The sequence below is a fragment of the Pseudactinotalea sp. Z1732 genome, assembly GCF_049724975.1.
Lineage (GTDB): Bacteria > Actinomycetota > Actinomycetes > Actinomycetales > Beutenbergiaceae > CALKWS01.
On the sequence record NZ_JBMPQC010000015.1, the window covers coordinates 25,830 to 43,050 of the forward strand.

The 17,221-nt window shown below is 69.5% G+C and carries 18 protein-coding genes; 9 read left to right on the forward strand and 9 right to left on the reverse strand.

From position 1 onward, the window contains the following. Positions 1 to 15 precede the first annotated feature (15 nt). From ACPL7H_RS17530 to ACPL7H_RS17560, 7 genes are all read right to left on the reverse strand, one after another. Positions 16 to 834: a hypothetical protein gene (locus ACPL7H_RS17530; RefSeq protein ID WP_424798065.1), complete on the reverse strand. Its 819-nt coding sequence runs from the start codon at positions 832 to 834 to the stop codon at positions 16 to 18. Beyond that, complete coding sequence (locus ACPL7H_RS17535) at positions 831 to 1,586, reverse strand: ABC transporter ATP-binding protein (RefSeq protein WP_424798066.1); 756 nt, start codon at positions 1,584 to 1,586, stop codon at positions 831 to 833. The genes ACPL7H_RS17530 and ACPL7H_RS17535 overlap by 4 nt, the downstream gene beginning before the upstream one ends. After that, on the reverse strand, positions 1,543 to 1,941 hold the full coding sequence (locus ACPL7H_RS17540) for a GntR family transcriptional regulator (protein WP_424798067.1): 399 nt from the start codon (positions 1,939 to 1,941) through the stop codon (positions 1,543 to 1,545). Before ACPL7H_RS17540 ends, ACPL7H_RS17535 begins: the two co-directional genes overlap by 44 nt. 97 nt (positions 1,942 to 2,038) lie before the next feature. Continuing rightward, positions 2,039 to 3,262: an MFS transporter gene (locus tag ACPL7H_RS17545; RefSeq protein ID WP_424798068.1), complete on the reverse strand. Its 1,224-nt coding sequence runs from the start codon at positions 3,260 to 3,262 to the stop codon at positions 2,039 to 2,041. Between the two features lie 93 nt (positions 3,263 to 3,355). Continuing rightward, on the reverse strand, positions 3,356 to 4,690 hold the full coding sequence (locus tag ACPL7H_RS17550) for a hypothetical protein (RefSeq protein WP_424798069.1): 1,335 nt from the start codon (positions 4,688 to 4,690) through the stop codon (positions 3,356 to 3,358). Next, positions 4,687 to 5,565 (reverse strand): cytochrome c biogenesis CcdA family protein, encoded by an 879-nt coding sequence (locus tag ACPL7H_RS17555; protein WP_424798070.1) that lies wholly within the window; start codon positions 5,563 to 5,565, stop codon positions 4,687 to 4,689. The genes ACPL7H_RS17550 and ACPL7H_RS17555 overlap by 4 nt, the downstream gene beginning before the upstream one ends. A 4-nt stretch (positions 5,566 to 5,569) precedes the next feature. Continuing rightward, complete coding sequence (locus ACPL7H_RS17560) at positions 5,570 to 6,409, reverse strand: DsbA family protein (protein WP_424798071.1); 840 nt, start codon at positions 6,407 to 6,409, stop codon at positions 5,570 to 5,572. Positions 6,410 to 6,486: 77 nt separating this feature from the next. Between ACPL7H_RS17560 and ACPL7H_RS17565 the strand changes: the two genes are divergently transcribed. From ACPL7H_RS17565 to ACPL7H_RS17605, 9 genes are all read left to right on the forward strand, one after another. Further along, positions 6,487 to 7,065: a hypothetical protein gene (locus ACPL7H_RS17565; protein ID WP_424798072.1), complete on the forward strand. Its 579-nt coding sequence runs from the start codon at positions 6,487 to 6,489 to the stop codon at positions 7,063 to 7,065. Continuing rightward, positions 7,062 to 7,454, forward strand: a complete 393-nt coding sequence (locus ACPL7H_RS17570) for a BlaI/MecI/CopY family transcriptional regulator (RefSeq protein ID WP_424789220.1) — start codon at positions 7,062 to 7,064, stop codon at positions 7,452 to 7,454. The genes ACPL7H_RS17565 and ACPL7H_RS17570 overlap by 4 nt, the downstream gene beginning before the upstream one ends. After that, positions 7,451 to 8,428 (forward strand): M56 family metallopeptidase, encoded by a 978-nt coding sequence (locus ACPL7H_RS17575; protein ID WP_424789219.1) that lies wholly within the window; start codon positions 7,451 to 7,453, stop codon positions 8,426 to 8,428. The genes ACPL7H_RS17570 and ACPL7H_RS17575 overlap by 4 nt, the downstream gene beginning before the upstream one ends. A gap of 293 nt (positions 8,429 to 8,721) precedes the next feature. Next, positions 8,722 to 10,143, forward strand: a complete 1,422-nt coding sequence (locus ACPL7H_RS17580; protein ID WP_424798073.1) for a rhodanese-like domain-containing protein — start codon at positions 8,722 to 8,724, stop codon at positions 10,141 to 10,143. 15 nt (positions 10,144 to 10,158) lie between these two features. Continuing rightward, positions 10,159 to 11,040, forward strand: coding sequence for a sulfite exporter TauE/SafE family protein (locus tag ACPL7H_RS17585; protein ID WP_424798074.1), 882 nt, complete (start codon positions 10,159 to 10,161; stop codon positions 11,038 to 11,040). A 376-nt stretch (positions 11,041 to 11,416) separates the two neighbouring features. Next, positions 11,417 to 12,238, forward strand: a complete 822-nt coding sequence (locus ACPL7H_RS17590; RefSeq protein ID WP_424798075.1) for an ABC transporter ATP-binding protein — start codon at positions 11,417 to 11,419, stop codon at positions 12,236 to 12,238. Next, positions 12,235 to 12,891, forward strand: a complete 657-nt coding sequence (locus ACPL7H_RS17595; RefSeq protein ID WP_424789215.1) for an ABC transporter permease — start codon at positions 12,235 to 12,237, stop codon at positions 12,889 to 12,891. Before ACPL7H_RS17590 ends, ACPL7H_RS17595 begins: the two co-directional genes overlap by 4 nt. After that, complete coding sequence (locus tag ACPL7H_RS17600) at positions 12,888 to 13,610, forward strand: ABC transporter permease (protein WP_424798076.1); 723 nt, start codon at positions 12,888 to 12,890, stop codon at positions 13,608 to 13,610. The genes ACPL7H_RS17595 and ACPL7H_RS17600 overlap by 4 nt, the downstream gene beginning before the upstream one ends. A gap of 40 nt (positions 13,611 to 13,650) precedes the next feature. Further along, positions 13,651 to 14,607 (forward strand): ABC transporter substrate-binding protein, encoded by a 957-nt coding sequence (locus ACPL7H_RS17605; protein ID WP_424798077.1) that lies wholly within the window; start codon positions 13,651 to 13,653, stop codon positions 14,605 to 14,607. Positions 14,608 to 14,785: 178 nt separating this feature from the next. Here ACPL7H_RS17605 and ACPL7H_RS17610 read toward each other — a convergent pair whose 3' ends face one another. Then, a complete protein-coding gene (locus ACPL7H_RS17610) occupies positions 14,786 to 14,971 on the reverse strand; it encodes a hypothetical protein (RefSeq protein ID WP_424789212.1) in 186 nt (61 codons plus the stop codon). 195 nt (positions 14,972 to 15,166) lie between these two features. Then, positions 15,167 to 17,176 carry a beta-galactosidase gene (locus ACPL7H_RS17615; RefSeq protein ID WP_424798078.1) on the reverse strand — a complete coding sequence of 670 codons (2,010 nt, stop codon included), beginning with the start codon at positions 17,174 to 17,176 and terminating at the stop codon, positions 15,167 to 15,169. Between the last annotated feature and the right edge of the window lie 45 nt (positions 17,177 to 17,221).

The window sequence follows — 17,221 nt, forward strand, 5'->3', positions numbered from 1 at the left end:
GCTTCGCGCTGGCTCTCAGGCCAGCGAGACCTTGTGGTTCCAGGACCGCACCGTGCGCCATGCGCAGAACAGGGTCACCAGGAGGATCGCCGGGATGAAGCCCAGCGGCATCACGTCCTCGGTACTTGCGGACCCGAGCCGCATCTCGGCGATGATGCTGTAGGACACCACTCCCAGCGCTCCGTTCTGAAGGCCGATCCCGAACGGAATGGCGATCATCCCGATGATGCCCGCCAATTGGGTGACCGTGTACAGCACGACGAACACCAGGACCGGCCCGCCGAGTCCCCACCGGTTCAGCGGCCGCTCGCTGCCTCGCGAGACGGCGAAGAAGTAGTGGATCGGCCAGATCAGGTACATCGCCAGCAGCAGTAGCGCCCCGCCGGCGAGCATGCCGCTCGAACTCACCGCGCTGAGCCGGTCCCAGAGCATGCCCGCTGCGGTGAACGGGTTGCGGTCCATCCCGACGGCGGGGCCCACGCCCACCCAGAACACTCCGAACAGGACCAGGGTGAGTCCGAGCCCAGCGAGGGTCACCAGCACCGCCCAGGTGGCCTTGGCGGCATAGATCCTCCCGCCGCCGATCGGCAGGGAATGGGTGAAGTACCCGGTACGGCTGTAACTGGACCGGTAGTAATCGGCCGTGAGTGCCAATTGCAGGCCAGGGACGAGCACGGTGATGGCGACACCACCCAGCAACATGCCGAGTGGGCTCAGCACGGGCCAAGCCGTCGCGGTGAGCACGGTACCGAGCAGGGTGAGGAGCGCGGCCATTCCGGCCACGGTCTCCACCAGGGTGCGGGTGCGCAGCCATTCGTGTTTGAGCAGCATCATCGGTAGGTCTCCTTGAAGATGTGATCCAAGCTCGCGGAGTGCTCGCCGCGCAGATCGTCCGCCTCGCCCTGCAGGACGACCCGACCGTGCCGCATCATCACCACCGAGTCGAGAATGGACTCCAGGTCATGGATGAGGTGCGTGGTGATGACCAGCAGGGAATCGGCGGAGAGGTTGCGCAGGATGCCGTCGAGAATCACCTGCCGCGCCGCCGGGTCCACACCGGCGATCGGCTCGTCGAGCAGGAAGACCCGGGCATCGCGTGACATCGCCAGGGCGATCTGCACCTTCTCGCGCATACCCTTGGACATCTCCTTCAGCCGCATGCCGTCGCGCAGCCCGAAGAATCCGATGAGGTCTGCCGCTCGCTCCCGGTCGAAGTCGGCGAAGAAGTCCGCGTAAAGGTCCAGGCAGTACGAGACCTTGGCGCCGTCGGGGAGAAAACTGGCGTCGGGAAGAAAGGAGACGAGCGCCTTGGACTCCGGGCCCGGCCGGTGCCCGGCGATGGTGACCTCACCGGAGTAGTCGCTGAGCACTCCGGCCAGGACCTTCAGCAGCGTGGTCTTGCCGCAGCCGTTCTCGCCCAGCAGCCCGACGATCTGCCCCGGGGCAAGGTCGAGGTCGAAGTCGTCCAGGGCGGTGGTCTGGCCGTAACGCACGGACAGACCGCGGGCACGGATCGCCGATGTGGCGCGGGCGTGGGTCATCTCAGGCTCCCCCGGTGCCGGTTCGGTTCTGATCGTGGTCGACATGGGCCGTCCACCTCTCCTCGATGAGTTGTTGTGCTTGGTCGGGTGGCATGCGCAGTCCCTGGGCCCGGCGGATGAAGTCGTCAGCCGCGTCCCGGGTGAGCTCGGCCCGCACCCGATTGATTCGCGACGCGTCCTCGGTGACGAACCTGCCGGCGGTACGCTCGGACCGGCACAGGCCCTGCCGCTCGAGCTCGGCCAGAGCGCGCTGGGCGGTGTTGGGATTCACCCCGAGTCCGGCGGCCAGCTCCCGCACCCCGGGGACCTTGCTCCCCGGCGCCCACTCGCCGACCACGATCGACCGGGCGAACTCGGAGACGAGTTGCACCCAGATCGGTGCGGATGTGTCGAACTCCACTGACTCGCCTCACATGTATGTCTGTATTAGGTTACTAATACAGTGACACATGCACCGCGAGCGTGTCAACGTCGTCGGTCCGCACCCTCGGTGGGCGTCAAAGCCGAGTCGGCGCCACCGGTTCGTCCGCGAGCCCCTGGCGTTCCACCACCGGCCGGTTCTTCACCGCCGGGGACAGGAACATCGCCACCAGCACCACGATCATCGGGATCACCAGTGCGTGACGCAGGCCCACCTGCTCGCCGACGAAGCCCAGTAGCGGCGGGCCCACCAGGAACGCGATGTAGCCGATGGTGGCCACCAGGGACACCCGCACCGCCGGGTTCGGCCCGGAATCACCTGCCGCGGACAAGGCCACCGGAAAGCCCAGCGAGGCGCCGAGCCCCCAGAGGACGACGGCGGCCACCGCGGTGAATTGACTGTCCACGAAGGCCACCACCACCAGACCCAGGAGCGCGAAGCCCGCACTGATACCCAACACCAGCGCCCGGCCGAGCCTGGCGATCACCGGCCCTCCGGCGAAGCGACCAAGGGTCATCGAGGCGGCGAACACGGCGAATATCGCCGAACCCCACGCTTCGCCGAATCCGTGCCCGTCCACCATGATCAACGGCAACCAGTCGTTGGCGGTTCCTTCGGTCAGCGCCATCGCTAGCACGATGACCCCGATGAGGACCAGGCGGGTGTCCTTCCAGATCGGTGGCGGCGCGGCGGTCCCCGCCGAGCCATCGGCTCGCAGGAGCGGGACGCGCCCGGTGCCCGGCAATACGCTGCGGATAGCCGCACCGAACACGCCGGCACCGAGCGCGCCGGTGATCACCAGGTGCCAGACCACGGGGAAGCCGGTGGCGGTGGCGCCGATGCCGGCCAGGGCGCCGACCACTGTGCCCAGGCTGAAACACCCGTGCAGCGCCGGCAGGAACGGCCGGCGCCCGGCCCGCTCCACGTCGGCACCCTCGACGTTCATCGCCACGTCCGCAGCGCCGAGACCCAGGCCGAAGACGAACAACCCCGCCGCCACCACCCAGGCCGCTCCGGCACCGGCGCCCAGACCGATGACGGGCATGCTCAGCGCCACACCGGCGATCCCGGCCGCGATCACCGGCCGTCCCCCGAACTTGGCGACCAGAGCCCCGGAGCACAGGATCCCCAGCATCGATCCGACCGAGAGCCCGAAGAGCACCAGACCCATCTGCGCCGTCGAGGCGTGCAGGAGGTCCCGGATCGCCGGGGTCCGGGTGACCCAGGAGGCCAGCGAGAGCCCGGGCACGAAGAACAGCGCGAACAGCGCCCACCGGCGCCTCGTGAGCGAAACGATCACCGCACTCCTCATCACGCCGGGGCACGTCCAGGCACACGCCCACCCACCGGGTTCAATCTACACCGCGGCCCGGCCCGAGACCGTGCGGCGACGCTACTCCTGCGGCTCCCGGTCCTCGTCGGCGACGATCGTCACCAGTGGGTACCCCTCGGTCGCGACCACCACGGTGGCCCCGTTCGCCGCGATCACCGCCGGCACCAGGATCTCGCCCTGCCCCTGCGGGTCATAGGCCTCCGCCACCTCCCCGGTGAGCACGTTGTGTACCCGCACGCTGTCGCCGGAGCGCAGATAGAGCATGACTCCACCGGCACCCTCGATCGTGGCGGGTTCGGTGAGCAGGTACGCCCACAGTTCTTCGCCGCTCGCGTCAAAGGCGCGTGCGTGCTCGCCCTCCAGCACCACCCTGGTGCCGGTGGACTCCTCGACGACGGCATCGGTGACGTCCTCGGCCAGCACCAGGCCCTGCTCCAGGTCGATGGCCGCGGCTACACCCGGTGCCACCTGCAGTCTGGTCACTTGGCGATCCGCACCGGTACCGGCGGCCGGCGCCAGGTCGGTGGGGTCCCAGCCGTACTCGGTCGCATCCAAGCGCCACACCTCCTCCTGGGCGGCACCGGCCAGGGCAAGCACGTGGTCGCCGGCGACCATCAGCACGGTGCCGTCGTACTCCCCCAGGACGCGGGCGTCGTCCTCCTCCCCGTCGGCCAGGATCTCCCCGGTGGCGGCGTCCAGCACCAGCCGCGCACCGCCGTCGCCGGTCGGCCCGGCCCATGGTGCGGCGAAGACGAGGCCCGGGCCCACGTGCGGCCCGCCCACCGGCACCGGCCCCCACGCGTGCTCACCGGTGCGCAGGTCATACGCCGTCGCGGTGGTCCTCGCACGTTCCCCGGAGTCGCCGCCGGGGTCCACATCGGTCAGCACTGCCAGATCCTGACCGTCCTCGGTACCGGCCAGAGTGAAGCCGGCGCAACCGGGCGGGCGCTCGGCCGCCCACAACACGCTGCCCTCGGCGTCCACCGCGCTGAACGTCAGGGCACCCTCGCGCTCCTCCGGTGCGAGGAACACCTCGCCGCGCTCGGCCGGCAGCACGTCGAAGGGAGTCTGGACGATCCGGCGAGCCTCCAGGTGATAGGGCAGCCAGGTGCCCCCCGGGTCCATCTCGGCCAGGGGCTCGGGATCGAGGTCGGGGGCGCGGTCGAGATCGTCCCCGGGCTCGTCGCACGCTCCGGCCGTGACTCCCGGTGATGACTGTGTCGTCCCGGCGTCCTCCGCCGCGTCGGTCTCGGCCTGTTCCGATGTGGCCTGCCCGTCATCCGAGGTCGGCTGTTCCTCCGGCGTCGGCTGTTCGTCGGCGGGTGCCGAGCATCCGGCCAGGAACAGGAGGGTTGCCGCGGCACCGGCCAGCGCCGTCCGGCGCCGCGCCCTCACCGGTCCTCCTGGTCCGCTGCGGCCTTCGCGGCCTCCTGCCGGATCGGCTGGTGGCGGCGCTTGCGCAGGCGTGCCCAGATGAGCAGAACGACGACGGCGGCCACCACGATCGCGATCACGTCCAGCGCGGGGTGGGCCAGCACGGCGCTGCGTTCCTGCAACCAGGCCTGGGTGGAGGTGGGCAGCAGGGCGGGGGTCCCCACGAATCCGTTGGTGGTCCAGAACGCGACACCGACCACAACCATGAGCACGCCGGTGATCACCGAGGTGGTGTGCAGCCGCCGGCCGAACACGCTGACGGTGCGCCCGCGCAGCACGGAGCGGCCCTTGGCGCCCAACCGGCCCCAGACCGAGGCGAGCACGAGCAGCGGGACCACCATGCCCGCCCCGTAGATGGCCAGCATCGCCCCGGAGAGCACCAGGGAATCCTGGGTAGCCGCCATGGTCAGCACCGCCCCCAGGATCGGGCCGGCGCAGAATCCGGCAATACCCCCGACCGCGCCCAGTAACACCGTCTTGAGCATCCCGGTGCGCACCTGGGCCTGGTTCTGCAGCCCGCGGGCTCCGGGCAGCATCCGGGCCGGATCGAACCCCAGACCCAGGACCTGCACCACGCCGAGCACGATAAGCAGGAGCGAAGCAATGGCGATCACCGGCTCGCGGTAGGTGGAGAACAGCAGCCCGATGGCCCCGGCCCCCACTCCCAGGGGCACCAGCACCAGCACCAGACCGGCGTAGAACAGCAGACCGTGCAGCCACAGTCTCGCCCCGGAGCCGAGGGTAGAGGCGAAGAACGCCGGCAGTAGCAGCGCCCCGCACGGGCTCAGCAGCGCCAGGGTTCCGCCGATGAAGGCGGTCAGCAGTCCGATCTCCATGGTGCTAGCCCGTCGCAGCGGCCAGTGCGGCCTCAACGGCGTCGGTGAACACCTCGGTGGGCTGGGCGCCGATGATGGGCTGGCCGTCGAGGATGAAGGTCGGCGTGGAGTACGCGCCCAGATCCAGGCCCAGTTGCGCGTTGCGGTCGATCTCCTCGGCGGTCTCGGGGGCGTTCAGATCCGCCGTGAACTGCTCCTCGTCCAGCCCCTCTTCCACGGCGAGTTCGGTCAGGCCGTCTTCGGAGAGTTCCCGATGGGAGCGAATCTGCCCGTCGGGGAACAGGGCCTCGTGGTACTCCCAGAATCCGCCCTGCAGCGCTGCCGCGTAGGAGGCTCGCGCGGCACGCTCGGATTCCTCACCGAAGACGTTCACATCGCGCCATTCGATCCGCAGATCCCCGGCGTCGACGTACTCCATCATCACCGGTAGCGTCTCCGCGCTCCACTGCGCGCAGAACGGGCACTGGTAGTCCGAGAACACCACCAGCACCACCGGGGCATCGACCGGACCGGCAGCGAGGAGTTCATCGGCGTCGCGGCGCTCGACCCCCTCGGTCTCGGGTTGCTCAGGACCTTCCACGCGTGCCGGTGGGCCCTGTACACCCGGTTCCTGGGTGGTCCCGTCGCCTGCCTCGGGTCCGGCGGCATCCGAGCCCTCGTCCGCACCGTCCTGGCCCGGATCGGTCTGCGCGGCGCCGTTGGTGCCGGCTGGTTCCTGCGGGCCTGTCTGCTCCGAGGACCCGCCCCGCAGCAGGAACACCATCGCCAGCATCAGCGCAACGAGGCCCAGCACCACGGCGGGCACCACCCAAGCACGTGATTGCGGGTTATCCTGTTGCACCACTACTGCACCTCCTGCTGACTCTCTGCTCGCACCGCCGATGACTATGCAACATAGTAACCATGAGTCATACTGGCCCGATGACATGGATTTCGAAGAACGTGAGTTCGTTACGTCACACCGCCGCGATGGCCCGCCAGGGGCTGCGGTTATGGACACCACGGCAGTTCGTCTTCGCCGCGGCCTCGGCGGCCGCCGTCGCGCTGCTCATCGGAATCGCGACCGTCCTGATCCCGAACCCGATCTTCGGCCGGGAAATTCCGCCGGTGTGGTGGAACTATCCGGTCTGGCTGCTGACCTCAGCGTTCACCGGCATGCTCATCACCACCTACCTGCGCCCCACCCCGAGCGTCGCCGGGGTGGCCGAGGGTGCCGGGGCCGACCCCGCCGACGCCTCGCTGACCCCACGCCAGGAACGGCGCAACAGCCGGTTCGGCATGGTCGGAACCGTGCTGGCCTGGTTCGCCGTCGGATGCCCGGTCTGTAACAAGATCGCGTTGCTCGCCCTGGGATACACCGGCGCCATCACGTGGTTCGCTCCGATCCAACCCTTCCTGGCGCTGGGCGCCCTGGTTCTGACCGGCGTGGCGCTGCTGTGGCGCCTGCGGGGGCAGGTCGCCTGCGCGGTGCCGGCGCCGAAGGCGACGGTGTCGTGGTGAGCAGCGGGACGCGCGAACGTCCCGGCGAGCCGGTGCGGTTGGGGACCCTGGAGGCCCAGGTGATGGATGTGCTCTGGACCAACGGCTCTGCCACCGTCCGGGAGATCATCGCCGAGTTGCCCGCGGACCCGGCCTACACCACGATCGCTACCGTGCTGTCGAACCTTGAACGCAAGGGCATGGTGGACGCCAAGCGGCAGGGCCGCTTCGTGCTGCACCGGCCGCGGATGAGCCGCGAGCAACACATTGCGCTGACGATGGGCCGTGCCCTGGACGCCGGAGGTGACCGGGCCGCCTCGATCATGCACTTCGTACAGACCATGCCCGAGCGGGACCGGGAGTTGCTCCGCGAGTACCTGCAGCACGATGACGACGGTGCCCGGCGGTGACGCCGACGCTCACGATCGGCGTGCTCGGCGCTGCCCTGGTCGCGGTGGCCCTGGGCGGTCCATGGCTGCTTCGCCGGGCCAGTTCCGCACTGGCACACGTCCCGAGACTGGCGGTCGCGATCCTGGCGGCAGGCTCCCTCGCCTGGGTGCTGGCCGCACTGGCCCTGGGCCCGTTGGCCGCCTGGGCGTTCACCGGTCCCGCGATCCCCGGACGCGCCGGGGAGGTGTGCCGCCAGTGCCTGGATGCGGCCAACCCCTGGACCGGTTCCACTCTGATCAACACCTGGGTGCCGGCGATCGTGCTCCTGGCGCTGCCGACTCTGGCCGCGATGGGACTGCTCACCGCGACAACCGCCCGGGCATGGCGACACGCGCAGGCAACGCGAGCGGTGGCCGCTGAGATACGTGACGAGGCGAGCAGAACACATCTGCAGGGTCAGCCGGTGCTGCTCATCCCCGACCCGGCGCCGCTGGTCTTTACCCTGGCCGCCCGGCACGGCGGGGTGGTGGTCTCCACCGGCGCGCGGGAGCGGCTCGACCAGGAGGAGTTGGCCGCCGTGCTCGAGCACGAGCGGGCCCACCTTCGCCAGCACCACCACCTGGTGATGGCCGTCGTGCGGGCACTGATCCCCTACCTTCGCTGGGTGCCGTTGATCGCCTCGGCAGCCGCAGCCATCCCCCACTACCTGGAGATCGCGGCCGACGACGCGGCCCGGCGCCGGACGGGAACCCGTGCGCTGGCGACCGCGCTGCTGAAGGTCGGTGATCCGGCGAGTTCCATGAGTCTGCCGGCGGACCTCGGCGGAGCACTGGGCGCCGCCGGGCCCCATCGCATCGGGCATCTGGTTCGCCCCGCCGCGCGTGCGGAAAGGTGGCCGGCACTCTTCCTCGGAAGCCAGGTCATGCTCATGCTGCTGGCCACCAGCGCCGTCGGCGTCCCCTACGCGGGCGCCGTGGCCAGCGGCTGCATCTGACGTCACCGGCCGCACGACACCAGCGCTCGATCGATCGGCCGGCTGTCGTCGCCGGCCGCGCCCCTGCTCGCCTCCGGAGACGTCACCGCAGGTCGCCGTTCCCGCTCGCGCGGGCCCGCTGGCTCCGTCCCTGCTCGCGCGGTCCGCTACCCGCCTCCACCGCTGCCTGCCGGCGGACATCCGACGTCGGGCCTTCTGGACACACCGGGCACATCGACGGTCTCATCTCTCCACTTGCATACCCCCCAGGGTATATGTGAGACTGCAACGCAGTCCCCGAGGAGAGGAATCTCATGCGTCTTGACCGGATCTATGACGAGGACCTTGCCCAAGCGAGTTACCTCATCGGCTGCCAAGCCAGCGGAGAGGCGGTCGTCGTCGACCCCCGCCGCGACATCACTGAGTATCTGGACCTGGCCGATCGGCACGGATTGCAGATCGTGGCGGTCACCGAAACCCACATCCACGCCGATTACCTGTCCGGTACCCGCGAACTGGCGGCAGCAACCGGAGCCCGGATCTACCTCTCCGGGGAGGGAGGGCAGGACTGGCAGTACGGTTTCGAGGGCACCCGCCTCTACGACCGCGACAGTTTCGCCATCGGCAACATCACCATCGAGGCCCGGCACACCCCCGGGCACACCCCGGAGCACTTGTCCTTCCTGGTGACCGATGGCGCCTTCAGTTCCGACCCCGGCTACCTGCTGTCCGGTGACTTCATCTTCGTCGGCGACTTGGGCCGCCCGGACCTGCTCGATGAGGCCGCAGGCGGGGTTGACACCCGTTTCGCCGGTGCCCAGGACCTGTTCGCCAGCCTGAAGAACCTCCTCCTGGATCTTCCCGACCACGTGCAGATCTATCCCGCCCACGGCGCCGGTAGCGCCTGCGGCAAAGCCCTCGGCGCCGTGCCGGCCACCACCGTCGGCTACGAACGGCTCTTCGCCTGGTGGGCTTCCTACCTGCGCAACGACGACGAGCAGGGCTTCGTGAGCGAACTCCTCGCCGACCAGCCCGATGCGCACGCCTACTTCGCCCGGATGAAGCGTCAGAACAAGGAGGGCCCGCAGGTGCTGGGCCCCCTGGCGCCGCTCGCCGAGTGGGACACCGGACGCCTCGCCGCTGCCGTGCAGGAGGAGCAGGTCACCTTCGCCGACACCCGCCCGTGGGAGGACGTCCACCGGGGGACGGTCGCCGGTGCGCTGCACATCCCTGGGCCGGACAAGGCAGCGACCTACGGAGCCTGGGTGTTCGACCCCGAGCGGGAGACCGCACCCCTGGTGCTGCTGGCGCCCGACAGCGAGGTCGCCGAGGACATCCGCGCCCACCTGGTGCGGGTAGGGATCGATGACGTCGCCGGCTACACCACCGAACTGGTCGGACTGCCCACCGCGGTCCCTGCGGTCGTGAGTCCGGACGACCTGGAGGACCTGACCGACGGCGACAACGTCCACCTCCTGGATGTCCGCAACCGGACCGAGCACGCCGAGGCCGCCATCCCCGGGAGTGATCAACTCGCCGTCGGACGGCTGATGTGGCATCTGGACGACCTGCCCGCCGCGGGCACGCTCGTGGCCTACTGCCAGAGCGGCAACCGCAGTTCGGCGGCCGGGGCGGCTCTGCGCCGGGCCGGCTACGACGTCGTCGAGGTCACCGGGGGGTTCCAGGCGTGGTCACAGACCACGGACACGCTGGACACCCCGGTCCGGGCCCGGTAGCACCGGCACCGGCAGATGGAGGCTTATCTGATCGTCGTCCTGATCCTGGCCGTGCTGGTCGGGGTCAGCCTCGGTCTCCTCGGTGGCGGTGGCTCGATCCTGACCGTCCCACTGCTGACCTATGTGGCCGGGATGGATCCCCGGGAGGCGATCAGCGCGTCCCTGTTCATCGTCGGCGTGACCTCGCTGGTCGGGATGCTCAGTCACGCCCGCCGCGGGAATGTGCGCTGGCGCACCGGCCTGGTCTTCGGTGGCGCGAGCATGGTCGGTGCGTTCGGTGCGGGCCTGGTCGGTGGGTACCTGCCCGGCACCGTGCTGATGATCGCCTTCGCGCTCATGATGCTCACCAGCGCGGCCGCGATGATCTGCCGCAAGGGAACAGCCCGGCCCCGGCGCACTGACATGGCGGCGGGGCGCGCCGTCCTCGATGGCTTCGTGGTGGGCGCGATCACCGGCCTGGTCGGAGCCGGCGGCGGGTTCCTTGTGGTCCCGGCGCTGGTGCTGCTCGGTGGGCTGGCGATGCCGGCGGCCGTGGGCACCTCGTTGCTGGTGATCACCATGAAGTCATTCGCCGGCCTGGGCGGGTACCTGACCACGGTGAGCCTGGACTGGGCACTGGTCGGCGCGGTCACGGCCGCCGCAGTCGCCGGCTCCTTCCTCGGCACGGCGTTGACCGGCAAGGTCCCCGAGGGCCTGCTGCGGCGACTCTTCGGCTTCTTCGTGCTGGGCATGGGCGTCCTGGTCCTCGCACTGGAGCTGCCGGCACCGGGCGGGGCGGTCGTGGTGCTCGCCGCGGCGCTGGTGACCGTGGTGGCGCTGGGCGGGCGCGCAGTCGGCGCGCACCGCCGTCGGACGTCAACACGCCTTCGAAACCCTGAACCGATCCATCACCCCTGACGAAAGGACCATCCGAAATGTGTCGTCCCACCACCTGCCGCCGCTGCGGCAGGACCACCTGGGCCGGTTGTGGCCAGCACGTGGACCAAGTACTGAGAGGCGTCCCGCAGCACCAGCGCTGCCCGGGCCACGAGGGGGAACCCAGCACGGGATTCTTCGCCCGGTTCGCCAGACGTTCCCGATGACCGTGCCGGGCTTCCGGGCTCGGTGAGACTCTCGGCCTCGGGCGCCGGCCAGGCTGGACCCGGGGGCGCCGCCCGGCCGGGACCCCGGGGACGCCGCGGCCGGGCGGGACACGGGGGCCTGCGGGAAGCGACCGGCTCTCCGGTCCGGTACCGTCGTGACGGCAGGTCACTGACCCGACGGAGGCTAGGGCATGATCGAGTTCCGCTCAGTCCGCAAGGAGTACGACGACGGAACTGTCGCCGTGGACGACTTCTCCCTGGTGATCCCACCACGCAGTACTACGGTGCTGGTGGGCTCCTCCGGGTGCGGGAAGACCACGCTGCTGCGGATGATCAACCGGATGGTCGAACCAACCTCCGGGGTCATCGAGATCGACGGTGAGCCCGTGGCCGACCGGGAACCGGTGGCTCTGCGCCGCAGCATCGGATACGTGCTGCAGAACGGCGGCCTGCTGCCGCACCAGAAGGTGATCGACAACGTTGCCACGGTGCTCCGGCTCACCAAGACGCCCCGCGCCCGGGCCCATCAGCGCGCCATGGAGCTGCTGGACACGGTCGGGTTGGACCGGGCCCTGGCCGAGCGGTACCCCAGCCAACTCTCCGGCGGGCAGCAGCAGCGGGTCGGGGTGGCCCGAGCGCTGGCCGCCGATCCCAACATCCTGCTCATGGACGAACCCTTCGGCGCGGTGGACCCGATCGTGCGCGCCGAGTTGCAGACCGAGACCGCCCGGCTGCAGAACGAGTTGCACAAGACGGTGGTGTTCGTCACCCATGACGTCGAGGAAGCCTTCGGGCTCGGCGATCAGGTGGTGATCCTGCAGAAGGGCGCGCACATCGCCCAGTGCGGCAGCCCGAGCGAGATCATCGAGAATCCGGCCAGTGACTTCGTTGCCGACTTCATCGGGTTGAATCGCGGCGCCCGCAAACTGCACCTGAAGGAGACCGGGAACGGCACGGTGCTCGTGGACGCCAACGGGCGGACCAAGGGTGTGCTGGCCGAAGGCGCCCCGTGACCTGGGTCCTGGATAACCTCGACCTGATCGGGGGGCTTACCGTGGAGCACCTGCGCCAGAGCGCGGTGCCGATCGTGCTCGGGCTGGCGTTATCCATCCCGTTGGGCTGGGTCGCCTACCGCTACCGCCTCACCCAGGGCCTGGTGCTGACCCTGGTGGGCCTGCTGTACACGATCCCGTCCCTGGCCCTGTTCGCGATCCTGCCGCCGCTGCTGGGCATCAGTTTCCTCTCCGAGGTCAATCTCATCATCGCCCTGACCATCTACGCGGTCGCGATCATGACCCGGTTCGTGGCTGATGCGCTTGTCTCGGTGGAGCCCTCCGTGCGTCAGGCGGCCACCGCCGTCGGCTACGGCCCCTGGCAACGCTTCTGGCAGGTGGAACTGCCCCTCGCCGGTCCGGTGGTACTCGCCGGGCTGAGAGTGACCGCGGTCTCCACGATCTCCCTGGCCACGGTGGGCATCCTGATCGGCATCGACAACCTCGGGTACCTGTTCACCAACGGTTACCAGCGACAGATCGTGGCCTCGGTCCTGGCCGGCGTGGTGGCCACCGTGGTGATCGCGCTTCTCATCGACGCCCTGCTGCAACTGGCGGGCCGGTTCCTGATGCCGTGGACGGCGCTCACCAGCGCGAAAAGGGCCACGACATGAATCTTTTCCTGGAGGCAATCGACTGGATCTTCGCGCCCGAGCGCGCCACCGGAGCCCTGCCGCTGCGCGAGGCGATCAGCACGCACCTGCTCTACACCGTGGTGTCGGTGCTGATCGCGGCCGCCATCGCAATCCCGGCCGGTTGGCTGATCGGGCATACCGGCCGCGGGCGCGGATTCGCAGTGGCCCTGGCCGGCGCGGCCCGGGCGGTGCCCTCCTTCGGGCTGGTGCTCCTTCTGGTGCTCGTGTTCGGGGTGCTGTACAAGGTGGAGGCCTCGGTCACCGCCTTCGTGCTCTTGGCCATCCCCTCGATCCTCGCCGGTGCCTACGCGGGGCTCGAGGCGATCGACCGCCGGGTGATCGACGGGGCCCGCTCGGTGGGGATGTCACCGTGGCAACTGCTGCTGAAGGTGGAGGCGCCCTTGGGTCTGCCGCTGCTCATCGGCGGGTTGCGCTCGGCGAGCCTGCAGGTGGTCTCGACGGTGACGCTGATGGGCTACGTGGGCAACTGGGGGCTGGGGTTCCACATCGTGCAGGGCATCAACCTGCGCACCTTCGAACAAATTCTCGGCGCTGCGCTGGTCATCGTGGTGCTGGCCGTTAGTTTGGACGCATTGTTCGCCATCGCCGAGCGCGTGGTCACGCCGAAAGGTGTCCAGGCCCGACGCACCCACGGAAGGAAGGAACGACGGCCCTCCGAACGACTCGCCACGAGTTGAGGCCCTAACCCCGTATTGACCGACCCGGAAGGATTCCAGCATGACCCCACGCACCACCACCGCGATAGCCACCCTCGCGATCGCAGGCCTGGCGCTGGCCGCCTGCGGCGGGGATTCCGACCCGCTGGAGGATCCCGACACCGACGACGGCGCCGTCACCGAGCCCGACGCCGATGAGGACGACGCGCCGGCCGGGCCCGGCCCCGACACCACCGTGATGGTGGGCTCCCAGGCCTACTACTCCAACGAGATCATCGCCGAGATCTACGCCCAGGCACTGGAGGCCGAAGGCTTCACGGTGGAGCGGAACTTCTCCATCGGCCAGCGCGATGCGTACATGCCGGCCCTGGAGAGCGGCGAGATCGACCTGTTCCCCGAGTACACCGGCAACCTGCTGCAGTTCTACGACCCGGACACCGAGGCCACCGAGGCGGAGGACGTGTACGCCGAACTCGGTACCGCGCTTCCGGAGAACCTGGTGGCACTGGACCAGGCCGAGGCCACCGATCAGGACTCCTACAACGTGACCGCCGACTTCGCCGAGGAGCACGGCCTCACCTCCCTGGCCGACCTGGCCGAGGTGGATATGGACCTGACCCTGGGCGGCCCGGCCGAACTCGAGGAGCGCCCCTACGGCCCGAGCGGGTTGAGCGAGGTCTACGGGGTCGAGGTGTCCTTCAGCGCCACCGGTGACACCACGGTGCAGGACCTGGTGGCCGGCACCGTGGACGTGGGGAACGTCTATAGCGCCGACCCGCGGATCCAGACCGAGGACCTGGTCACGCTGGAGGATCCGGAGGGGCTGTTCCTGGCCTCACACGTGGTGCCGCTGGCGAACGCCGACATCGCCGAGCAGGTCGCTCCGGTGATCAACCAGGTCAGCGCGGCATTGTCGGCCCAGGATCTGGTGGCGATGAACGTGGAGTCCACCGAGGATCAGCGCTCCCCCAGTGACATCGCCGCCGATTGGCTGGAGGGTTCCGGCATCCTGAACTGACGCCCCGGGGCGGCCCCCGCCGGACGGCACCAATTGGACGGTTCCGGCGGGGTCTCGCACGGCGGACCCGCTCAACGGCACCAATTGGGTGGTTCCGGCGGGGTCTCGCACGGCGGACCCGCTCAACGGCACCAATTGGGTGGTCGCGGCGCCCGCGGGGAGGGGTGGGTCCGCGGTGTCAGCGGTCGCCGCTGCGTTTGTTGAGCCAGGCGGAGGCAGCCACGTAGACCAGCACCGCCACAATCACCACCAACACGATGCGCAGGAGCACCCACAGTGCGGTGAAGACGAACTGCACCAGCACCCAGGCGATGATGACCGCGATGACCACGAGGACAAGTGAGATGAGCCGGTTGCGTTGCACCCCTCCAGTGTGTCAGAGCCTCGCTGATGGGCGCGACGAACCACCACCTCATCGAGAACGACGCCCGTGGTCATAGTCGACCGGTCGGCGCGTCGCTTTCGACCCCAGGGGTCGCCCTCGACCGCTAAGGGTGCGGGTGGGGGCGGTGGGGTGGGGTGGGGTGGGCAAGTGGGCGGTGGGGGGCGGGGAGCTGGGTCAGGCTTCCCGGACGACGGCGACCTCCCCAGCCGGGAGTGTGTAGGCACCCTCGGCGCGGGTTCCGGTGAGCAGTTCGGTGCCCGTCACGCTCACCTGCACATCCTCGCCGGTGTGGTTGAGCAAGAACAGGTAGCGTGCGCCGTCCGCGCCGTGGCGCCGCTGCGCCTCCACACCCTCGGGCAACCCGTCCACCACGGGAGTGACCCGAGCCTCGGCGAGGACGTCACGCACGAGGCGACGCACGCCGTCGGCGTCCGGCCGGGTGCCCACGTACCAGGCCGCACCCGCCCCCACCTGGTTGCGGGTGATCGCGGGCTTTCCGGCCAGAGGTCCCTGTGCCCAGGTGCGGACCGCCTGCGCCCCGGCCAGGTGGGTGTTCTCGCTCCACAGGTCGGCGCCGGTGCCGTCGTCCAGGCGCAGCACCTCGTCGGCCTGCAAGGGCCAGAACTCCTCGATGCGCACCCCGAGCAACTCACGGAACGCACCGGGGTAGCCGCCCAGTCGGACGTGATCGTGCTGATCGGCGATGCCGCTGAAGAACGTCACCAGCACGGAGGCACCGGACCGAGCCGCGTCGGCGATCGAGGCAGCGGCGTCGTCATCGAGCAGGTAGAGGGTGGGCACCAGCACGGCCCGGTACTCGCCCAGATCGGCTCCGGGCGGCACGATGTCCACGCTGACCCCCTCCAGCCAGAGGCGGCGGTAGTAGCGCAGCACCTCCGCCATGTAGTCCAGATGCTGGGTCGGGTGGGAATCCAGCTCGCTACCCCACCAGGCCTGGTAGTCGAATACCAGCGCCACCTGGGAGCGCACCCGCGAGCCCCGCACCGGTGCCAGGGCGGCCAGGGCCCGGCCCAGGCGCACGGTGGTGCGCCACACGTCGGAGTCCGTGCCGGCGTGGGGCACCATCGCCGAGTGGTATTTCTCCGCGCCGGCCTTGGACTGGCGCCACTGGAAGAACATCATCGCGTCGGCCCCGCGGGCCACATGACACAACGAGTCGCGCACCATCTCCTGCGGATCCTTGGGCCGGTTGCGTTCCTGCCAGTTCACCGCCGAGGTGGAATGCTCCATCAGCATCCACGGCTCCCCACCGGCGACGCCGCGGCTCAGATCGGCGCTGAAGGCCGCCTCGATATGCCGTTCGGGGTCGGCGGCGATGGTGTAGTGATCGGTGGCGATCACGTCCATGTCCCGCGCCCAGCCGAAGTAGTCCATCCACTTGGTGCGGCTGGTCAGCATCATGTTCGTGGTGATCGGCACATTCGGCGTGATTCCGCGCAGCACCTCACGCAGGGCGCGGTAGTGACGCAGCAGTTCATCGGAGGAGTACCGGGCGAAATCGAGTTGCTGGGTGGGGTTGGGATCGTGGGGCGCCACCCGGGGCGGCAGGATCTCCTCGAAGGAGTCATACCGCTGGGACCAGAACGCCGTTCCCCAGGCCGCGTTCAGCGCCTCCACCGTGCCGTACCGCTCGCTCAACCACGCGCGGAATGCCCGGGCGGCGTCGTCGGAGAAATCGTGCGGGACGTGGCAGCCCAGTTCGTTGTCCACGTGCCACACCGCCAACGCCGGATGGTTGCCGTAGCGCTGGGCCATCGCCCGGGTCATCCGCAGCGCGTAGTCGCGGAACACCGGCGAGGACACCGAATAGGCCTGCCTGGACCCTGGGTAGAGCACCGTGCCATCGGCCAGGTCGGGCAGGATGTGCGGGTGTTCGCGGGTCAACCACGGCGGCGGTGAGGCGGTGGCGGTGGCCAGGGAGACCCGGATCCCGGCCTCGTGCAGGCGATCCATGACCGCATCGAGCCAGCCCCAGTCGTAGTCACCCTCGCGCGGCTCCAGCATCGCCCAGGAGAAGATCCCCACGCTGACCAGGTTCACCCCGGCCCGCACCATCAGGTCCACGTCCTCCACCCGGGTGGCCCGCGGCCACTGTTCCGGGTTGTAGTCGCAGCCGTAGGCAAGCCCGGAGACGCCCAGGGGCCAGGAGTTGGTGGTGGTCATCGCAGGATCCTCCGATGGGCTCAGACGGGGCGTGGCGCATCGGGC